We start from the raw sequence: 15,175 nt of genomic DNA, 5'->3' as shown, positions 1-15,175 counted from the left end.
GTTTTTTTATGTCATGACGACGCGGGATGTTCAGCGACGCTCTTTGAGGTCAGAAGACCGTCGGCCCGGAACATACTCTTGATGCCCCTCACCGCCTGACGAATACGGTCGCTGTTTTCAATCAGGGCAAATCGCACATGGGTGTCGCCATAATCACCGAATCCAATGCCAGGCGAGACACACACCTTTGCATCCTGAAGCAGCTTTTTAGCAAACTCCAGCGATCCCATCGCCGCATAGGGCTCCGGAATTTTCGCCCAGACGTACATAGACGCCTTCGGCATTTCCACCATCCAGCCCGCTTCATGCAACCCCTTTACCAGCACGTCGCGGCGGCGCTTATACTGGGCGGCAATCTCGTGGACGCACTGCTGGTCGCCTTCCAGGGCAGCGATAGCGGCGACCTGCAGCGGCGTGAAGGTACCGTAGTCGTGGTAACTCTTAATGCGCGCCAGGGCACTCACCAGCGTTTTGTTACCCACCATAAAGCCAATGCGCCAGCCCGCCATGTTGTAGCTTTTCGACAGGGTGAAGAACTCTACCGCCACATCACGCGCGCCCGGGACCTGCATAATCGACGGGGCTTTCCAGCCGTCATAGACGATATCTGCATAGGCTAAATCGTGAACCACCAGCACGTCATAACGCTTGGCCAGGGCAACCACTTTCTCGAAGAAATCAAGCTCCACGCACTGCGCCGTTGGGTTCGACGGGAAACCGAGGATCATCATCTTAGGTTTCGGATAGCTTTCGCGAATCGCACGTTCCAGTTCGTTAAAGAAATCGACACCTTCCACCAGCGGCACAGAACGGACCTGCGCACCGGCAATCACCGCGCCGTAGATATGAATCGGGTAGCTTGGATTAGGGACCAGCACCGTGTCGCCATGATCCAGCGTGGCCAGCATCAGGTGTGCCAGCCCCTCTTTCGAGCCGATGGTGACAATCGCTTCACTTTCCGGATCGATATCAACCTGATAGCGATCCTGATACCAGCGCGAGATCGCGCGACGTAACCTGGGAATACCGCGAGAGGTCGAGTAGCCGTGCGTATCCGGGCGCTGGGCAACCGTGCAGAGCTTTTCAACGATATGCGGTGGCGTTGGGCCGTCAGGGTTACCCATGCTGAAATCGATAATATCTTCGCCGCGCCGACGCGCAGCCATTTTCAGTTCAGCAGTGATATTGAAAACATAAGGGGGGAGACGATCGATACGCGTAAAACGGCGTTCAGGACTGAATTCAGCCATAGATTCCTCAGATTAACGTTAGCGCCCGGACCGTCCGAGCGACGCTGCCACCGATGTGGCATGACTAGAAAATAACCTGAAAAAAATCATGCTGTCGAGAGGGAAATAAAAAAAAAGCGATCGACTAAAAACCGGAACCCGGCTGCGCCTAAAAGCGGAAGCCCCTGTTTCGGGATCGGTTGTCTGATAGCTGTTATTTAACAGGATGATATCAAACCAGTAACCTGACGATGCGCCGTTCAGAAAAAAACAGGACGCATCGGTCATCGCCAGACAATCCCCTTTGTAAATTATGGTTTTTCCTCATTTGATAAACCTGACGGATAGCTGGTCAATACGCGCCAGGTTTTTTATCATGGTTCTTTCCCGTTTTCCCAGGTCTACTCGTGCACGAAATATTCACTATGCTGCTGGCGGTTTTTGACCGTGCGGCATTAATGCTGATTTGCCTGTTCTTCCTCATTCGCATGCGCCTGTTTCGCGAGCTGCTGCACAAATCAGCCCACTCGCCAAAAGAGCTGCTGGCCGTTACCGCCATCTTTTCGCTGTTCGCCCTGTTCAGCACCTGGTCCGGCGTGCCGGTAGAGGGTTCGCTGGTTAACGTGCGCATTATCGCCGTCATGTCCGGCGGGATTTTGTTTGGTCCGTGGGTGGGCGTTATCACCGGCCTGATTGCCGGGACGCACCGCTATCTGATTGATATCGGTGGCGTAACGGCGGTGCCGTGCTTTATCACCAGCATTATCGCCGGGGTGCTTTCCGGCTGGATCAGCCGCAAAATCCCGAAAAAACAGCGCTGGCGCGCCGGGATCGTCGCAGGCATGGTGTGCGAAACGCTGACCATGATCCTGGTCGTCGTCTGGGCTCCCACCACCGCGCTGGGGCTGGATATCGTCTCGAAAATCGGTATTCCGATGATCCTGGGCAGCGTGTGCATCGGTTTTATCGTGCTGCTGGTGCAAAGCGTTGAAGGGGAAAAAGAGGCCAGCGCCGCCCGTCAGGCCAAGCTGGCGCTGGATATCGCCAACAAAACGCTGCCTCTCTTCCGCCACGTTAACGCGGAATCGTTGCGTCAGGTCTGCGAGATCATTCGCCATGACATCCACGCTGACGCCGTCGCCATCACCAATATTGACCACGTGCTGGCCTACGTTGGCGTCGGGGAGCACAACTATCGCGACAACGATGACACCATAAGCCCGACCACCAGACAGGCGATTAACTACGGTAAAATCATTATTAAAAACAATGATGAAGCCCACCGAACGCCGGAAATTCACTCGATGCTGGTCATCCCGCTGTGGGAGAAAGGCGTCGTGACGGGCACGCTGAAAATTTATTACTGCCACGCGCATCAGATCACCTCGACGCTGCAGGAGATGGCCATCGGCCTGTCGCAGATAATCTCCACCCAGCTTGAGGTTTCGCGGGCGGAACAGCTGCGCGAGATGGCAAATAAGGCAGAACTGCGCGCGCTGCAGAGTAAAATCAATCCCCATTTCCTGTTTAACGCGCTGAACGCTATCTCCTCGTCCATTCGCCTTAATCCGGACACCGCGCGCCAGCTGATTTTTAACCTGTCGCGCTATCTGCGCTACAACATCGAGCTGAAAGATGACGAGCATATCGACATCAAAAAAGAGCTGTATCAGATCAAGGACTACATCGCTATTGAGCAGGCCCGCTTTGGCGACAAGCTCACGGTCATTTACGATATTGATGAAGAGGTCAACTGCGTGATCCCGAGCCTGCTTATTCAGCCGCTGGTCGAAAACGCGATTGTTCACGGTATTCAGCCCTGTAAAGGCAAAGGCGTCGTCACCATTAGCGTCACCGAAAGCGGCAACCGGGTGCGGATTGCCGTGCGCGATACCGGCCACGGGATTGATCCAAAAGTCATTGAGCGCGTGGAGTCTAACGAGATGCCGGGGAATAAAATCGGTCTGCTGAACGTGCACCACCGGGTCAAGCTGCTTTACGGCGACGGTCTGCATATTCAACGTCTTGAGCCGGGCACCGAAATTGCTTTTTACGTCCCGAATGAGCGCTCGCGCGCGCATACGACGACATCACTGTTGCCCCAGGTGGAGTAACCCATGAAAGTTATCATCGTAGAAGATGAATTCCTGGCTCAGCAGGAGCTCACCTGGCTTATCAAAACCCACAGCCAGATGGAGATTGTGGGCACGTTTGATGATGGTCTGGACGTGCTGAAATTTTTGCAGCATAACCGGGTCGATGCGATTTTCCTGGATATCAATATCCCGTCGCTGGATGGCGTATTGCTGGCGCAAAACATCAATCAGTTTGCCCATAAGCCGTTTATTGTGTTCGTTACCGCCTGGAAAGAGCACGCCGTAGAGGCCTTCGAGCTGGAGGCGTTTGACTATATTCTTAAGCCTTATCAGGAGTCGCGGATTGTCAGCATGCTGCAAAAGCTGGAGGCCGCATGGCAGCAGCAGACCGCTCCCGCTAGCGCCACCCCGACTGTACGGGAAAACGACACCATTAATCTGGTCAAAGACGAGCGCATCATCGTGACGCCGGTCAACGATATCTATTACGCCGAAGCGCACGAAAAGATGACGTTTGTCTATACGCGGCGGGAATCGTACGTGATGGCGATGAACATTACCGAATTCTGCAGCAAGCTGCCGACAGCACACTTTTTCCGCTGCCACCGGTCGTTTTGCGTGAATTTAAATAAGATCCGCGAGATCGAACCGTGGTTTAACAACACCTACATTTTGCGTCTGAAGGATCTGGATTTTCAGGTGCCGGTAAGCCGCAGCAAGGTGAAAGAGTTTCGTCAGCTGATGCACCTGTAAAGAAAAGGCCCTCTCCTGCGGGAGAGGGCTCTGCATCAGAGGATTTGACCGAGAACCTGACGCAGATGGGCCCCGGAACCCAGCAGTCCTGGATTGTCATGCACGATCAGATAAACCGGAATGTCCTGCACGTAGCTTCTGAAACGCCCTTTATCTTCAAACCCGCCGCGGAAGCCCGAGGCTTTAAAGAAGTCGAGGAAGCGCGGTACGATCCCGCCCGCGATATAGACCCCACCGAAGGTGCCCAGCGTCAGCGCCAGGTTGCCGCCGAAACGTCCCATGATCACGCAGAACAGCGACAGGGCACGACGACAGTCAATGCAGCTGTCCGCCAGCGCGCGTTCGGTGACGTCTTTCGGCTGCAGGTTTTCCGGCAGACGGCCGTCTGATTTCACAATCGCCCGATACAGGTTCACCAGCCCCGGACCTGAAAGGACGCGCTCGGCGGAGACATGGCCGATCTCAGCGCGTAACTCTTCGAGGATAATCCCCTCTTCTTCGCTGTTTGGCGCAAAGTCTACGTGGCCGCCTTCACCCGGCAGGCTCACCCAGCGCTGAGCAACATGCACCAGATGCGACACGCCGAGGCCGGTACCGGCCCCGTAAACCGCAATCGGCTTGCCTTCGACCGGTTCAGCGCCGCCAAACTGGATCAGATGCTCTGGCTTCAGCATTGGGATCGCCATGGACACCGCGGTAAAGTCATTGATGATTTCAAGATGCGAAAAACCGAGGTTTTTTTTCATCTCGGCGATGGAGAATGCCCAGGTATGGTTGGTCATTGCGACCCAGTCGCCGGTTATCGGGCAGGCTATCGCGATGCAGCCGTCTTCAACGCTCACCTGATGCTCTTCCAGATAGACGCGGACAACGGCCTCAAGGCTTGGATAATCCAGCCCGGAATAGGTTTTCGCCCGGGAAATCTCACCGCTACTAACATCGCACAATGCGAGGCGCGCGTTCGTGCCGCCCACATCACCTACCAAAGCATACTTTGTCATTCTTCTACTGCTCCGCTAAAGTCAGAATAAATCTTTGGGACACTGTAAATTCAAGGCGTGATAACAACAACGGCCATAAGGTGAATGCCCATGGATTATCGATCTTCGTCACAGAATAACTTTACCGTTTCAGCACCTTTTGCACTATTGCCATAAAGCTTAATGTGCAAAGTAACGTAATACCGTTTTGTACAAGGAAATCATCATGCTCCACCCGCGAGCCAGAACCATGCTGTTGCTGGCAATTCCGGCGCTAATTATTGGCGTGGCCTCAAGTCTGGTGCTCATTGTCGTGATGAAAGTCGCCTCGGTGCTGCAAGCCATGTTGTGGACAGCGCTTCCGACAAAACTGGGCGTCAATGCTGATTCTCCTGCCTGGATCGTTGTGATGCTGACGTTGACCGGTATTGCGGTAGGCCTGGTGATCCGTTTCAGTCCCGGCCATGCCGGCCCCGATCCGGCGCAGGAACCGCTGATTGGCGCCCCGGTTCCCCCTTCGGCGCTGCCCGGGCTGCTCATTGCGTTGATTATCGGTCTGGCCGGCGGCGTCAGCCTGGGGCCGGAGCATCCGATTATGGCGGTGAATATTGGCCTGGCGGTTTTCCTCGGTTCACGCATTTTGCCCCGCGTCGGCGCGCTGGACTGGACCATCCTCGCCTCCGCAGGCACCATCGGGGCACTTTTCGGCACGCCCGTCGCTGCCGCATTGATCTTTTCTCAGACGCTCAGCAGCAATAACGACGTCCCGCTGTGGGATAAACTCTTTGCGCCGCTGATGGCAGCAGCCGCTGGCGCGCTGACGACCAGCCTGTTTTTCCATCCCCACTTCTCACTCTCTCTCCCCCACTACGGCCAAATGCAGATAGCCGATATTTTCAGCGGCGCCATCGTCGTCGCGATCGCCATCGCGCTGGGAATGGTGGCGGTATGGTGCCTTCCTCGCCTGCACCGGCTGATGCATAAACTCAAACACCCGGTGTTAGTTCTGGGGGCTGGTGGTTTGATCCTCGGTATTTTAGGGGCAATCGGCGGGACGGTGACGTTGTTCAAAGGTCTGGACGAGATGCAGCAGCTGGCCTTCAGCCAGGTATTTAGCGTCTCCGACTATCTGCTGTTTGCCGTGATTAAGCTGGCCGCGCTGGTGGTGGCTGCAGCCTGCGGTTTTCGCGGTGGACGCATCTTCCCGGTGGTCTTTGTCGGTGTAGCGCTGGGGCTGATGTTGCACGAACACGTCGATGCGGTGCCTGCGGCCATTACCGTCTCCTGCTCTATTTTGGGGCTGGTTCTGGTGGTCACGCGCGACGCCTGGCTCAGCCTGTTTATGGCGGCGGTAGTGGTACCCGATTCGACGCTTTTCCCCTTGCTCTGTATCGTGATGTTGCCCGCCTGGCTCCTGCTGGCGGGCAAACCGATGATGATGGCCTGGCGAAATGACAAGTAATCAGGCGCTATTGCGCGCTTCCAGCGCTTTAGTAATCGCCCCCAGCAGCGGCGGGATATCGGCTTTCGGCAGCATCACCTCAATTAGCGAGAGCCGCTCGTGGTGCGCCACTTTCTCAAGGACATCCGCCAGCTGCTCCGCTTCACTGACCCGCCAGCACTGGGCCTGAGGATCAAGGCTCAGGGCCTGCGGGATTTGCGTCCAGTTCCATAGCGCAATGTCGTTATATCGCTGTTCCGGCCCGTGGATCGCTCTTTCCACCGTGTACCCTTCGTTGTTAAGGACCAGAATGATCGGGTGTTGTTTATCCCGCAGCATCGAGCCAAGCTCCTGGATGGTGAGCTGCGCTGCGCCATCCCCCGTCAGCACAATCACGCGCCGGTTCGGGCAGGCGGTTTGCGCGCCAAACGCTGCGGCCAGGGTATAGCCGATCGATCCCCACAGCGGCTGGACGATAAAATTCACATCAGCCGGCAGACGAAGGTCGATCGCGCCGAAGGCCGAGGTGCCTTGATCCGCAAGGATGATGTCTCCAGGGCGGATAAACGTCTGCAACGTTTTCCAGAAATTCTCCTGCGTCAGCGAGCCATCCGGCTGCGGATATTCAATCGTGCTTTGAGACGACGGTACCGGCGCATCGTGCACGTGCTGTTTACACAGCTCTACCAGCGTTTCGATTGCCTGAAGCATGGGGATGCCGGTAAACCAGACGTCACCGACGCGTGAGGCATGAGGCTGAACTTCAATTGTTTGTGACGGGGTTAGCTGATGCGTGAAGCCGGCGGTCAGGGTATCGGTAAATCGCGTCCCGATGCACAGCACCGTGTCTGCCCCTTCAATCGCCTCTTTTACCGCACCGGCGCTCGCCGAACCGCTGTAGGTGCCGTAAAAACCGGCGTGACGCTCGTCAAATATGCCTTTACCCATCAGCATGGTGGCGTGTGCCATCGGCACGTCCTTGACCCATTTCTGTAGGGCATGCTTCAGGCCATGGCGCAGGACAAGGAAATCGGCCAGCAGCGCAGTACGCTTGCTCATGGCCAGCCTGTTCTCAGCGGCATCCCGGAACGCTTTCAGGCAGGCGCTATCGGCATGCGCGTGTTTGAGAGTGAGAGCGTTTACAGGAGGCGTGGCGGCTTTTTTTGCCACATCCGCAGGCAGCATCAGATAGCCGGGGCGACGCTCCCGGAGCATGGTAGTTAATACCCGGTCAATCTCATAACAGGCGTTTTGTTCGGTCAGGATCGCCTGAGCAACGGTGATCGGTTCGCTCATATGGTAAAAATGACGAAACTCACCGTCGCCCAGCGTATGGTGCAGCAGCTCCCCTCTTTGCTGTGACGCCGTACCCGGCGCGCCCACAATATGCAGTACCGGAACGTGCTCAGCGTAGCTGCCCGCAATGCCGTTCATCGCACTTAACTCTCCTACGCCAAATGTCGTCAGCAGCGCGGCAAAGCCCTTACATCGGGCATATCCGTCCGCGGCATAGGAGGCGTTTAACTCGTTGGCACAGCCCACCCAACAGATATCCGGGCTGTCTATCACATGGTCGAGAAACTGCAGGTTATAGTCGCCCGGCACGCCAAACAGATGATCGGCTCCACAATCCGTAAGACGGTCCAGCAGGTAATCGGCGACGCAGTATGGGGTACGCATGAACAGGTATCCTTCTAATGTTGACCTCACCTTGAGTATTAAATAAGCGTGATGACTGTCCAGAATTGGCGATAAGAAGAGCATGGAAAGAATGCTTTACAAAAAAGGCTGCGCTATGCTGCTTTTTTTCACGTTAATGTAAACGCATACACTGATTTTTTCTTCAGCGCCAGAGGTCATGAGAATGGGTTATCAGCCGGACAAAAATCGTTATCGGACAATGGAGTATCGTCCCTGCGGGCAAAGCGGACTCAGGTTGCCCGCCATCTCGCTTGGGCTGTGGCATAACTTTGGCGACACCACGCTTATCGAAAACAGCCGTCAACTTTTACAGCGCGCGTTCGATCTGGGCATTACGCATTTCGACCTTGCCAACAACTATGGCCCGCCACCGGGATCGGCCGAACGTAATTTCGGCCGTATTTTGCAGGAGGATTTCCTGCCCTGGCGCGACGAGCTGATCGTCTCTACCAAAGCAGGTTATACCATGTGGGATGGCCCTTACGGCGACTGGGGGTCACGCAAATATCTGCTGGCAAGCCTCGATCAGAGCCTGAAGCGCATGGGGCTGGAGTATGTGGATATCTTCTATCATCACCGTCCTGACCCACAAACGCCGCTGCTGGAAACCATGAAAGCGCTTGACCATGCGGTGCGCCAGGGAAAAGCCCTGTATGTCGGGTTATCCAACTACCCTGCAGAACTGGCCCGCAAGGCGATTGATATCCTTGACGATCTCGGTACGCCCTGCCTGATCCACCAGCCGAAATACTCCCTTTTTGAGCGTGCGCCGGAAGAGGGACTGCTAAACGTGCTGCAGGAAAAAGGGGTCGGCTGCATTCCCTTCTCACCGCTGGCCGGTGGACAACTGACTAACCGCTATCTCAACGGCATTCCGGCAGACTCACGCGCGGCAAGCGGCAGTCAGTTCCTGAACCCTGACCAGATCACCGAAGAGAAGCTGGAGAAGGTAAGAAAGCTGAACGCCATGGCGGAAGAGCGCGGTCAGAAGCTGTCCCAGATGGCGCTGGCCTGGGTATTACGCCATGAGAACGTGACGTCAGTGCTGATTGGGGCAAGTAAAACGGCCCAGATTGATGATGCCGTGGGGATGCTGGAAAACCGCCATTTCTCTGCGGAAGAACTTGTCCGTATTGACACGATCCTGAACAGCTCAAAATAGAATCACCTTTAGCAAAAAGTGCTCTCATTCAGGAATTCGGAGTTGAGGCGATGAAACGAGGCTTTACCAACTCGTAATATTGCGTTAACAGGCCCCACAAGGGCCCCGATCGTGAAGGAGAAAGAGTATGTTCAGGTCACTGATTCTTGCAGCGGTATTACTGGCTTCAGCCCCGCTGATCGCCAATGCGGGCGAAATCACCCTGTTGCCATCAGTAAAATTACAAATTGGCGATCGTGACGACTACGGCAGATACTGGGACGGTGGCTACTGGCGCGACCGTGACTACTGGAACCGTCACTATGAGTGGCGCGGAGACCGCTGGTGGAAACATGATAACGGCAGACACCGCGGCTGGTATAAAGACAACGCGTATGAGCGCGGCTACCGTGAAGGCTGGAACGATCGTGACGACCGTCGCGGCGGCTGGGATCGCGGCGGGAAAGGACGTGGCCACGGTCATGGCCACGGTCACCATTAATGCAAAAAGGAGCCTCCCGGCTCCTTTTTCTTTTAGAGCCCCAATGCGGTGCCAATAAGCAGCCACAGGTTCAGTGCCACTACCACCACCACGATTGCCCACCCGGTCCGTTTCACCAGCGTTGAGTTAACCAGTTCGCCCATCAGGGTTTTGTTGCTGGTAAAGATCAGCAGCGGCACCAGCGCCAGCGCGATACCAAAGCTCAGCAGCACCTGGCTCATGACCAGAATTCTCGTAGGATCAAGCCCCATCAGGATCACGATAAATGACGGTAGCATGGTGACGGAGCGGCGAACCCACAGCGGAATATGGAAGCGGACAAATCCCTGCATCACCACCTGACCTGCCAGCGTGCCCACCACCGTAGAAGAGAGACCGGCAGCCACCAGGCTGAGACCAAATATCGTGGCGGCAGCATGGCTCAGTAAGGGCTCCAGCGTGAGATAGGCCTGGTCGAGATCGGCAATACCGGTGTGGCCGTTAAAGTGGAAAGCGGCGGCTGCGGTAGCCATCATCGCCAGATTGACAAACCCCGCGATGGTCATGGCAATCGCCACGTCCCATTTGGTGGCGGAGTAACGCTCTTTGCGCGTTCCACCATGGAGATGCTGGGTCAGCGAGGAGTGCAGGTAAATCACATGCGGCATGATGGTCGCCCCCAACACTCCGGCGGCCAGGAACACCGCTTCCGAGGTTGGCAGGCTTGGGATTGCCATACCTTTACCGAGCTGCACCAGATTCGGCTGTGAGAAAATCAGCTCGACGATATAAGACGCCGCGACAAACAGCAGCAGACCGCCGATAACCTTCTCCAGCGGCTTTTGACCCCGACGCTGTAGCATCAGGATCAGGAAAGTGGCAATCCCGGTCAGTACCGCCCCCTGCAACAGCGACACGCCCAGAATCAGCTTAAAGCCGATCGCTGCACCGATAAATTCAGCGAGGTCAGTGGCCATGGCGATAATTTCCGCCTGGACCCAATAGAGCCAGACGGCCGGACGTGGATAATGGTCGCGAATTTGCTCCGCCAGGTTTTTACCCGTGGCAATCCCCAGCTTTGCGGAGAGCATCTGAATCAGCATCGCCATCAGGTTAGCCCAGACGACCACCCACAGCAGCTTATAGCCGAAGCTGGCCCCGGCCTGAATATTGGTCGCAAAGTTACCTGGATCGATATAGCCAATGGCAGCGATGAACGCAGGTCCCATTAATGCGAACCGCAACTTGCGCGCGGCTCTGCCACTGCTACCCTCTACGCGACTGTTTGTCATTTCTGCCTCTGAAATATAGCCTTTGCTATGTTTAATGCTATCAAAATGAGAATGATTATCAAGATCATTTATGCTGTTTACAGTGATTTCTCTGATAGCTTTGAACGATAGACGGGCGGGTAAGTGGGGCGATCTAACAGAAACTAAAATCGCGCGCGCTTTTGTGAAGACTAGCACACAAACTTAACTTTTCACTCATTTACCTAACATAACAAAAATGTATTGTGGATCACTATTTTTGAGACTCGTCACAGGATGTAACTATAGTGTGTCCTCGATCTCGTTTTCTTTTCGCTTGTTACATAGAATGTGCACGAAAATTAAACCTGCCTCATATTTGGAGCAAATATGGACCGCGTCCTTCATTTTGTCCTGGCACTTGTTGTCGTTACTGCACTTGCATTGCTGGTCAGCACAGACCGCAAAAAAATTCGTATCCGTTATGTTGTCCAGCTGCTGGTCATTGAAGTTTTACTTGCGTGGTTCTTCCTGAACTCCAACGTAGGCCTCGGCTTCGTGAAAGGCTTCTCCGAAATGTTCGAAAAACTGCTCGGATTCGCCAATGAAGGGACCAACTTTGTCTTCGGTAAAATGAACGACGAAGGTCTGGCGTTCTTCTTCCTGAAGGTTCTCTGCCCTATCGTCTTCATCTCCGCGCTGATCGGTATCCTGCAGCACATCCGCGTTCTGCCGTTCGTTATTCGTGGAATTGGTTTCCTGTTATCCAAAGTGAACGGCATGGGCAAGCTGGAATCCTTCAACGCCGTCAGTTCCCTGATCCTCGGTCAGTCTGAGAACTTCATCGCGTATAAAGATATTCTCGGCAAAATGTCCCGCAACCGCATGTACACCATGGCGGCAACCGCAATGTCTACCGTGTCCATGTCTATCGTGGGCGCGTATATGACCATGCTGGAGCCAAAGTATGTTGTTGCGGCGCTGGTTCTGAACATGTTCAGCACCTTTATCGTTCTGTCGCTGATCAACCCGTACCGCGTTGACGCAAGCGAAGAGAACATTCAGATGTCAAACCTGCACGAAGGCCAGAGCTTCTTCGAAATGCTGGGTGAGTACATTCTGGCGGGCTTCAAAGTGGCGATTATCGTTGCCGCCATGCTGATCGGCTTCATTGCGCTGATTTCTGCGCTGAACGCCCTGTTCGCCGCGGTGCTGGGTATCTCCTTCCAGGGTATTCTGGGCTACATCTTCTACCCGGTTGCCTGGGTGATGGGTGTTCCGGCTCACGAAGCGCTGCAGGTGGGCAGTATCATGGCAACCAAACTGGTTTCTAACGAATTCGTTGCGATGATGGATCTGCAGAAAATTGCGAGCACGCTTTCTCCGCGCGCGGAAGGCATTCTGTCCGTGTTCCTGGTCTCCTTCGCGAACTTCTCGTCCATCGGGATTATCGCGGGCGCGATTAAAGGTCTGAACGAAGAACAGGGCAACGTGGTTTCTCGCTTTGGCCTGAAGCTGGTTTACGGCTCTACGCTGGTGAGCGTCCTGTCTGCTTCTATCGCGGCACTGGTACTCTAACGTTTAGCGTTAAACAAAAACCGGGAGCCTGGCTCCCGGTTTTTTTATGCCCGCAATTCTTCCAGCGGTTTGGGTTTGCCTATCAGGTAGCCCTGCAGGTAATCCACGCCGAAGCGAAGCAGCATCTCGCGCTGCGCCGGTGTTTCGACGTATTCCGCTACGACGCACAGCGATTTCGTCTTCGCCAGATTACACATCGACTGCACGATCATCGCATCCATATCATCGGTACAAATGTCTTTAATAAAGCAGCCGTCAATTTTAATGATGTCTGCCTGCAGGCGTCTGAGGCGCTCGTAGTTGGCGTAGCCGGTACCAAAATCATCTATAGCAATCCGGAAACCGTAATCCCGCAGTTGCTGAATATTGTGGATGCTGCTGCCTGAATTTGAGAAGGCCTGCTCTTCGGTAATCTCAATCACGACGGACTGAGGCGCAACGCCGTAGCGTTCAAAGAGCGCACAAATCTCGGACGCCACCTCTTTTTGCATCAGCGTAAGCGGCATCAGATTAACGGAGAAACGAGCGCCAGCCTGCGTTGAAGGGTGATCGCGCAGCCACAGCAGTAATTTCTCCATGACGCACATATCAAACCGGTGGCTAAGGTTGAACTGGGCAATCAACGGAATAAAGCGGTCAGGAGTGAAGATCTCGCCCTCGCTCTCCATACGCGCCAGAATTTCGTAGTAGCCGCTCCCGTCCGCCTTCTGGATCGGTTGCGCGTACAAATGGAACTGTCCCGCCTCCAGGGCATGCTTAATTCGCGCCAGCATCAGGACTCGCTCTGTCGTTTGCCCTGATGCCGCCTCGAGGCTATTCGTGAGCGCAAGCACGTTGTTTGCTGCTCCGCAGGATTGCTCGGCCAGCCAGCTCAGCTGCCCCAGCGTGTGGTGCAGTTTTTCGCCGTTTTCGACCATTCCCCAGGACGCACCGAATTCAATATCCAGCCCGGTGTTGTTCCAAAAAATCTTACGGCTGTTCAGTCGATCAACCATATGCTGGAGGCGCTCAGCGGTTCCCGGGCCCAGTAATACCAGCACAAGCTCGCTTCCGGGAAGCTGGAAGAGCGTCTCATCTTTTTGCAGGAGAGGCTGCAGCGACGTTGCGATCGTACGTTTGCAATGGACCCGCATGAGGATCCCATAGTGGCGGCTCAAAAATTCCAGGTTATCCATACGCAGAATGCTCACTTTTGCATCCGGGTGAATCTCAAGATAATCCTCCAGCGCACGAATATTGGGCAATCCGGTCAGCGGATCGGTGAGCGCCCTCCCCTGCCAGCCCCGCTTAAGCCACTCGCTGCGCTGATAAATGCGCGACATGTAAAGCAGACAGATCGCGAATGAGATAAGCACGGACAGAATAAAAGAGAGCGAATGGCCCGATTCCACCCCGTTAAGGAAGTTGTAGTTGTAGGTCAACAGCAGGAGCGCAGATACAGCCCACAGCAGAGAAATCAACGCATAGGTCAGTCGGCTTATCGCTAAGGTAAAAAGAATAAAAATCAGCGGCATCAAATAGCCCGCAATGACGGGAGATTCAAAAGGACCACATAAAATGACGAGAATGAAACTTAAAAGCACCAGCCAGGCAAAAATATATAATGAATTCTTGTGAAAAAACACGGGCTTCACGCTTCGTCGCCAGAAACTTATTGCATAACGAGGATTAATTATCATTCTTAACGGGTAATAGAACATCATGGTAAAAATCAATGCCGCACATATCAGGCTTTGTATATCCACAACGTTATAAATTACCGTCCCTTCGCCGAAAAAGGTCGAAATTGTCACAGGAAAATCAAACAAATAGCCCGCCAAATACATCGACAGCTTAATCCCTATTGGCACCATAAAACCGAGCCAGAATATCCGCAATCCGATGTGCTTGTTAGGGATGGAGTAGCGCCAACGCTTACCCAGCATGATGCGAAGAAGACCGCACGCCGCGAACAACGCAAAGGTCTGACAGAACAGTAATACTGAATATTGTAGCGGTGCTAAATTTACATAGAATAAATTAGTGACAGTAAAACCTAACAAAATGGGAAGAATAGCCCTGCGCCCAAATAGCAGAATTACCGCCAGCATTACGCTTAAAGGTAACCATGCTAAATAAACGTCGTGACCATTAACAATTGCGCGGGGAGAGAGATAACGGGAGACAGGTACCGCAATCAGGCATAAAGCCAGAGCAATCATAAATATCTTTACATTATTGTAAGCTTTTCTATTCATTAACCTGGGCGTTATTTTCCGAGAGAATTATTGACCGGATGGATAATAGGTTTATTAATTGCGCGAATCAAGTTCAAGTCTATTTTTAGACTGGTTTATTGATGTCGATTGAGGTGAGGTACGGGAATACCTTCTTTTTGATAACAAAATACGGTGGCGGGTGTTACAAACACATAAAAAAAACCCTCGTCTTTTAACGAGGGTTTACAATTTTGGTGGAGCTAAGCGGGATCGAACCGCTGACCTCTTGCATGCCATGCAAGCGCTCTCCCAGCTGAGCTATAGCCC

The 15,175-nt window shown here is 54.0% G+C and carries 12 protein-coding genes; 6 read left to right on the top strand and 6 right to left on the bottom strand.

Features of this window, described 5'->3' with window-relative positions; all coding sequences use genetic code 11:
- Positions 1–11 precede the first annotated feature (11 nt).
- Complete coding sequence (alaC, locus tag AC27FC_RS00060) at positions 12–1,250, bottom strand: alanine transaminase (RefSeq protein ID WP_023308710.1); 1,239 nt, start codon at positions 1,248–1,250, stop codon at positions 12–14.
- Positions 1,251–1,268: 18 nt separating this feature from the next.
- Positions 1,269–1,517, bottom strand: coding sequence for a hypothetical protein (locus tag AC27FC_RS00055; protein ID WP_123282371.1), 249 nt, complete (start codon positions 1,515–1,517; stop codon positions 1,269–1,271).
- A gap of 119 nt (positions 1,518–1,636) precedes the next feature.
- Here AC27FC_RS00055 and AC27FC_RS00050 point away from each other — a divergent pair, with 119 nt between their 5' ends.
- The gene (locus tag AC27FC_RS00050; protein WP_196354938.1) at positions 1,637–3,343 is read left to right on the top strand and encodes a sensor histidine kinase; all 1,707 of its coding nucleotides are present in this window, start codon (positions 1,637–1,639) and stop codon (positions 3,341–3,343) included.
- A 3-nt stretch (positions 3,344–3,346) separates the two neighbouring features.
- The gene (locus AC27FC_RS00045; RefSeq protein ID WP_048977832.1) at positions 3,347–4,078 is read left to right on the top strand and encodes a LytR/AlgR family response regulator transcription factor; all 732 of its coding nucleotides are present in this window, start codon (positions 3,347–3,349) and stop codon (positions 4,076–4,078) included.
- Between the two features lie 35 nt (positions 4,079–4,113).
- Here AC27FC_RS00045 and glk read toward each other — a convergent pair whose 3' ends face one another.
- Positions 4,114–5,079, bottom strand: a complete 966-nt coding sequence (glk, locus tag AC27FC_RS00040) for a glucokinase (RefSeq protein ID WP_023308713.1) — start codon at positions 5,077–5,079, stop codon at positions 4,114–4,116.
- A gap of 205 nt (positions 5,080–5,284) precedes the next feature.
- On the opposite strand from glk, the gene AC27FC_RS00035 reads away from it, so the two are divergent.
- Positions 5,285–6,520, top strand: a complete 1,236-nt coding sequence (locus AC27FC_RS00035; RefSeq protein ID WP_047060687.1) for an ion channel protein — start codon at positions 5,285–5,287, stop codon at positions 6,518–6,520.
- On the opposite strand, the gene ipdC is transcribed toward AC27FC_RS00035, so the two are convergent.
- Positions 6,521–8,179, bottom strand: a complete 1,659-nt coding sequence (gene ipdC / locus AC27FC_RS00030; RefSeq protein WP_196354939.1) for an indolepyruvate decarboxylase — start codon at positions 8,177–8,179, stop codon at positions 6,521–6,523.
- A gap of 184 nt (positions 8,180–8,363) precedes the next feature.
- On the opposite strand from ipdC, the gene mgrA reads away from it, so the two are divergent.
- Positions 8,364–9,362 carry an L-glyceraldehyde 3-phosphate reductase gene (mgrA, locus tag AC27FC_RS00025; protein WP_196354940.1) on the top strand — a complete coding sequence of 333 codons (999 nt, stop codon included), beginning with the start codon at positions 8,364–8,366 and terminating at the stop codon, positions 9,360–9,362.
- Between the two features lie 127 nt (positions 9,363–9,489).
- Entirely contained in the window at positions 9,490–9,843 is a 354-nt protein-coding gene (locus tag AC27FC_RS00020) for a DUF2502 domain-containing protein (RefSeq protein ID WP_023308717.1), read from the top strand.
- A gap of 32 nt (positions 9,844–9,875) precedes the next feature.
- On the opposite strand, the gene AC27FC_RS00015 is transcribed toward AC27FC_RS00020, so the two are convergent.
- Complete coding sequence (locus tag AC27FC_RS00015; protein ID WP_196354941.1) at positions 9,876–11,114, bottom strand: Nramp family divalent metal transporter; 1,239 nt, start codon at positions 11,112–11,114, stop codon at positions 9,876–9,878.
- A gap of 348 nt (positions 11,115–11,462) precedes the next feature.
- On the opposite strand from AC27FC_RS00015, the gene AC27FC_RS00010 reads away from it, so the two are divergent.
- Entirely contained in the window at positions 11,463–12,650 is a 1,188-nt protein-coding gene (locus AC27FC_RS00010) for a NupC/NupG family nucleoside CNT transporter (protein WP_008501591.1), read from the top strand.
- A 44-nt stretch (positions 12,651–12,694) separates the two neighbouring features.
- On the opposite strand, the gene AC27FC_RS00005 is transcribed toward AC27FC_RS00010, so the two are convergent.
- On the bottom strand, positions 12,695–14,887 hold the full coding sequence (locus AC27FC_RS00005; RefSeq protein ID WP_196354942.1) for a sensor domain-containing phosphodiesterase: 2,193 nt from the start codon (positions 14,885–14,887) through the stop codon (positions 12,695–12,697).
- Positions 14,888–15,175 lie beyond the last annotated feature (288 nt).

Source organism: Enterobacter sp. C3_dUdeg, from assembly GCF_057536195.1.
The sequence above is the reverse complement of the archived record's forward strand: the minus strand, read 5'-3'. Positions and strand labels throughout refer to the sequence as shown.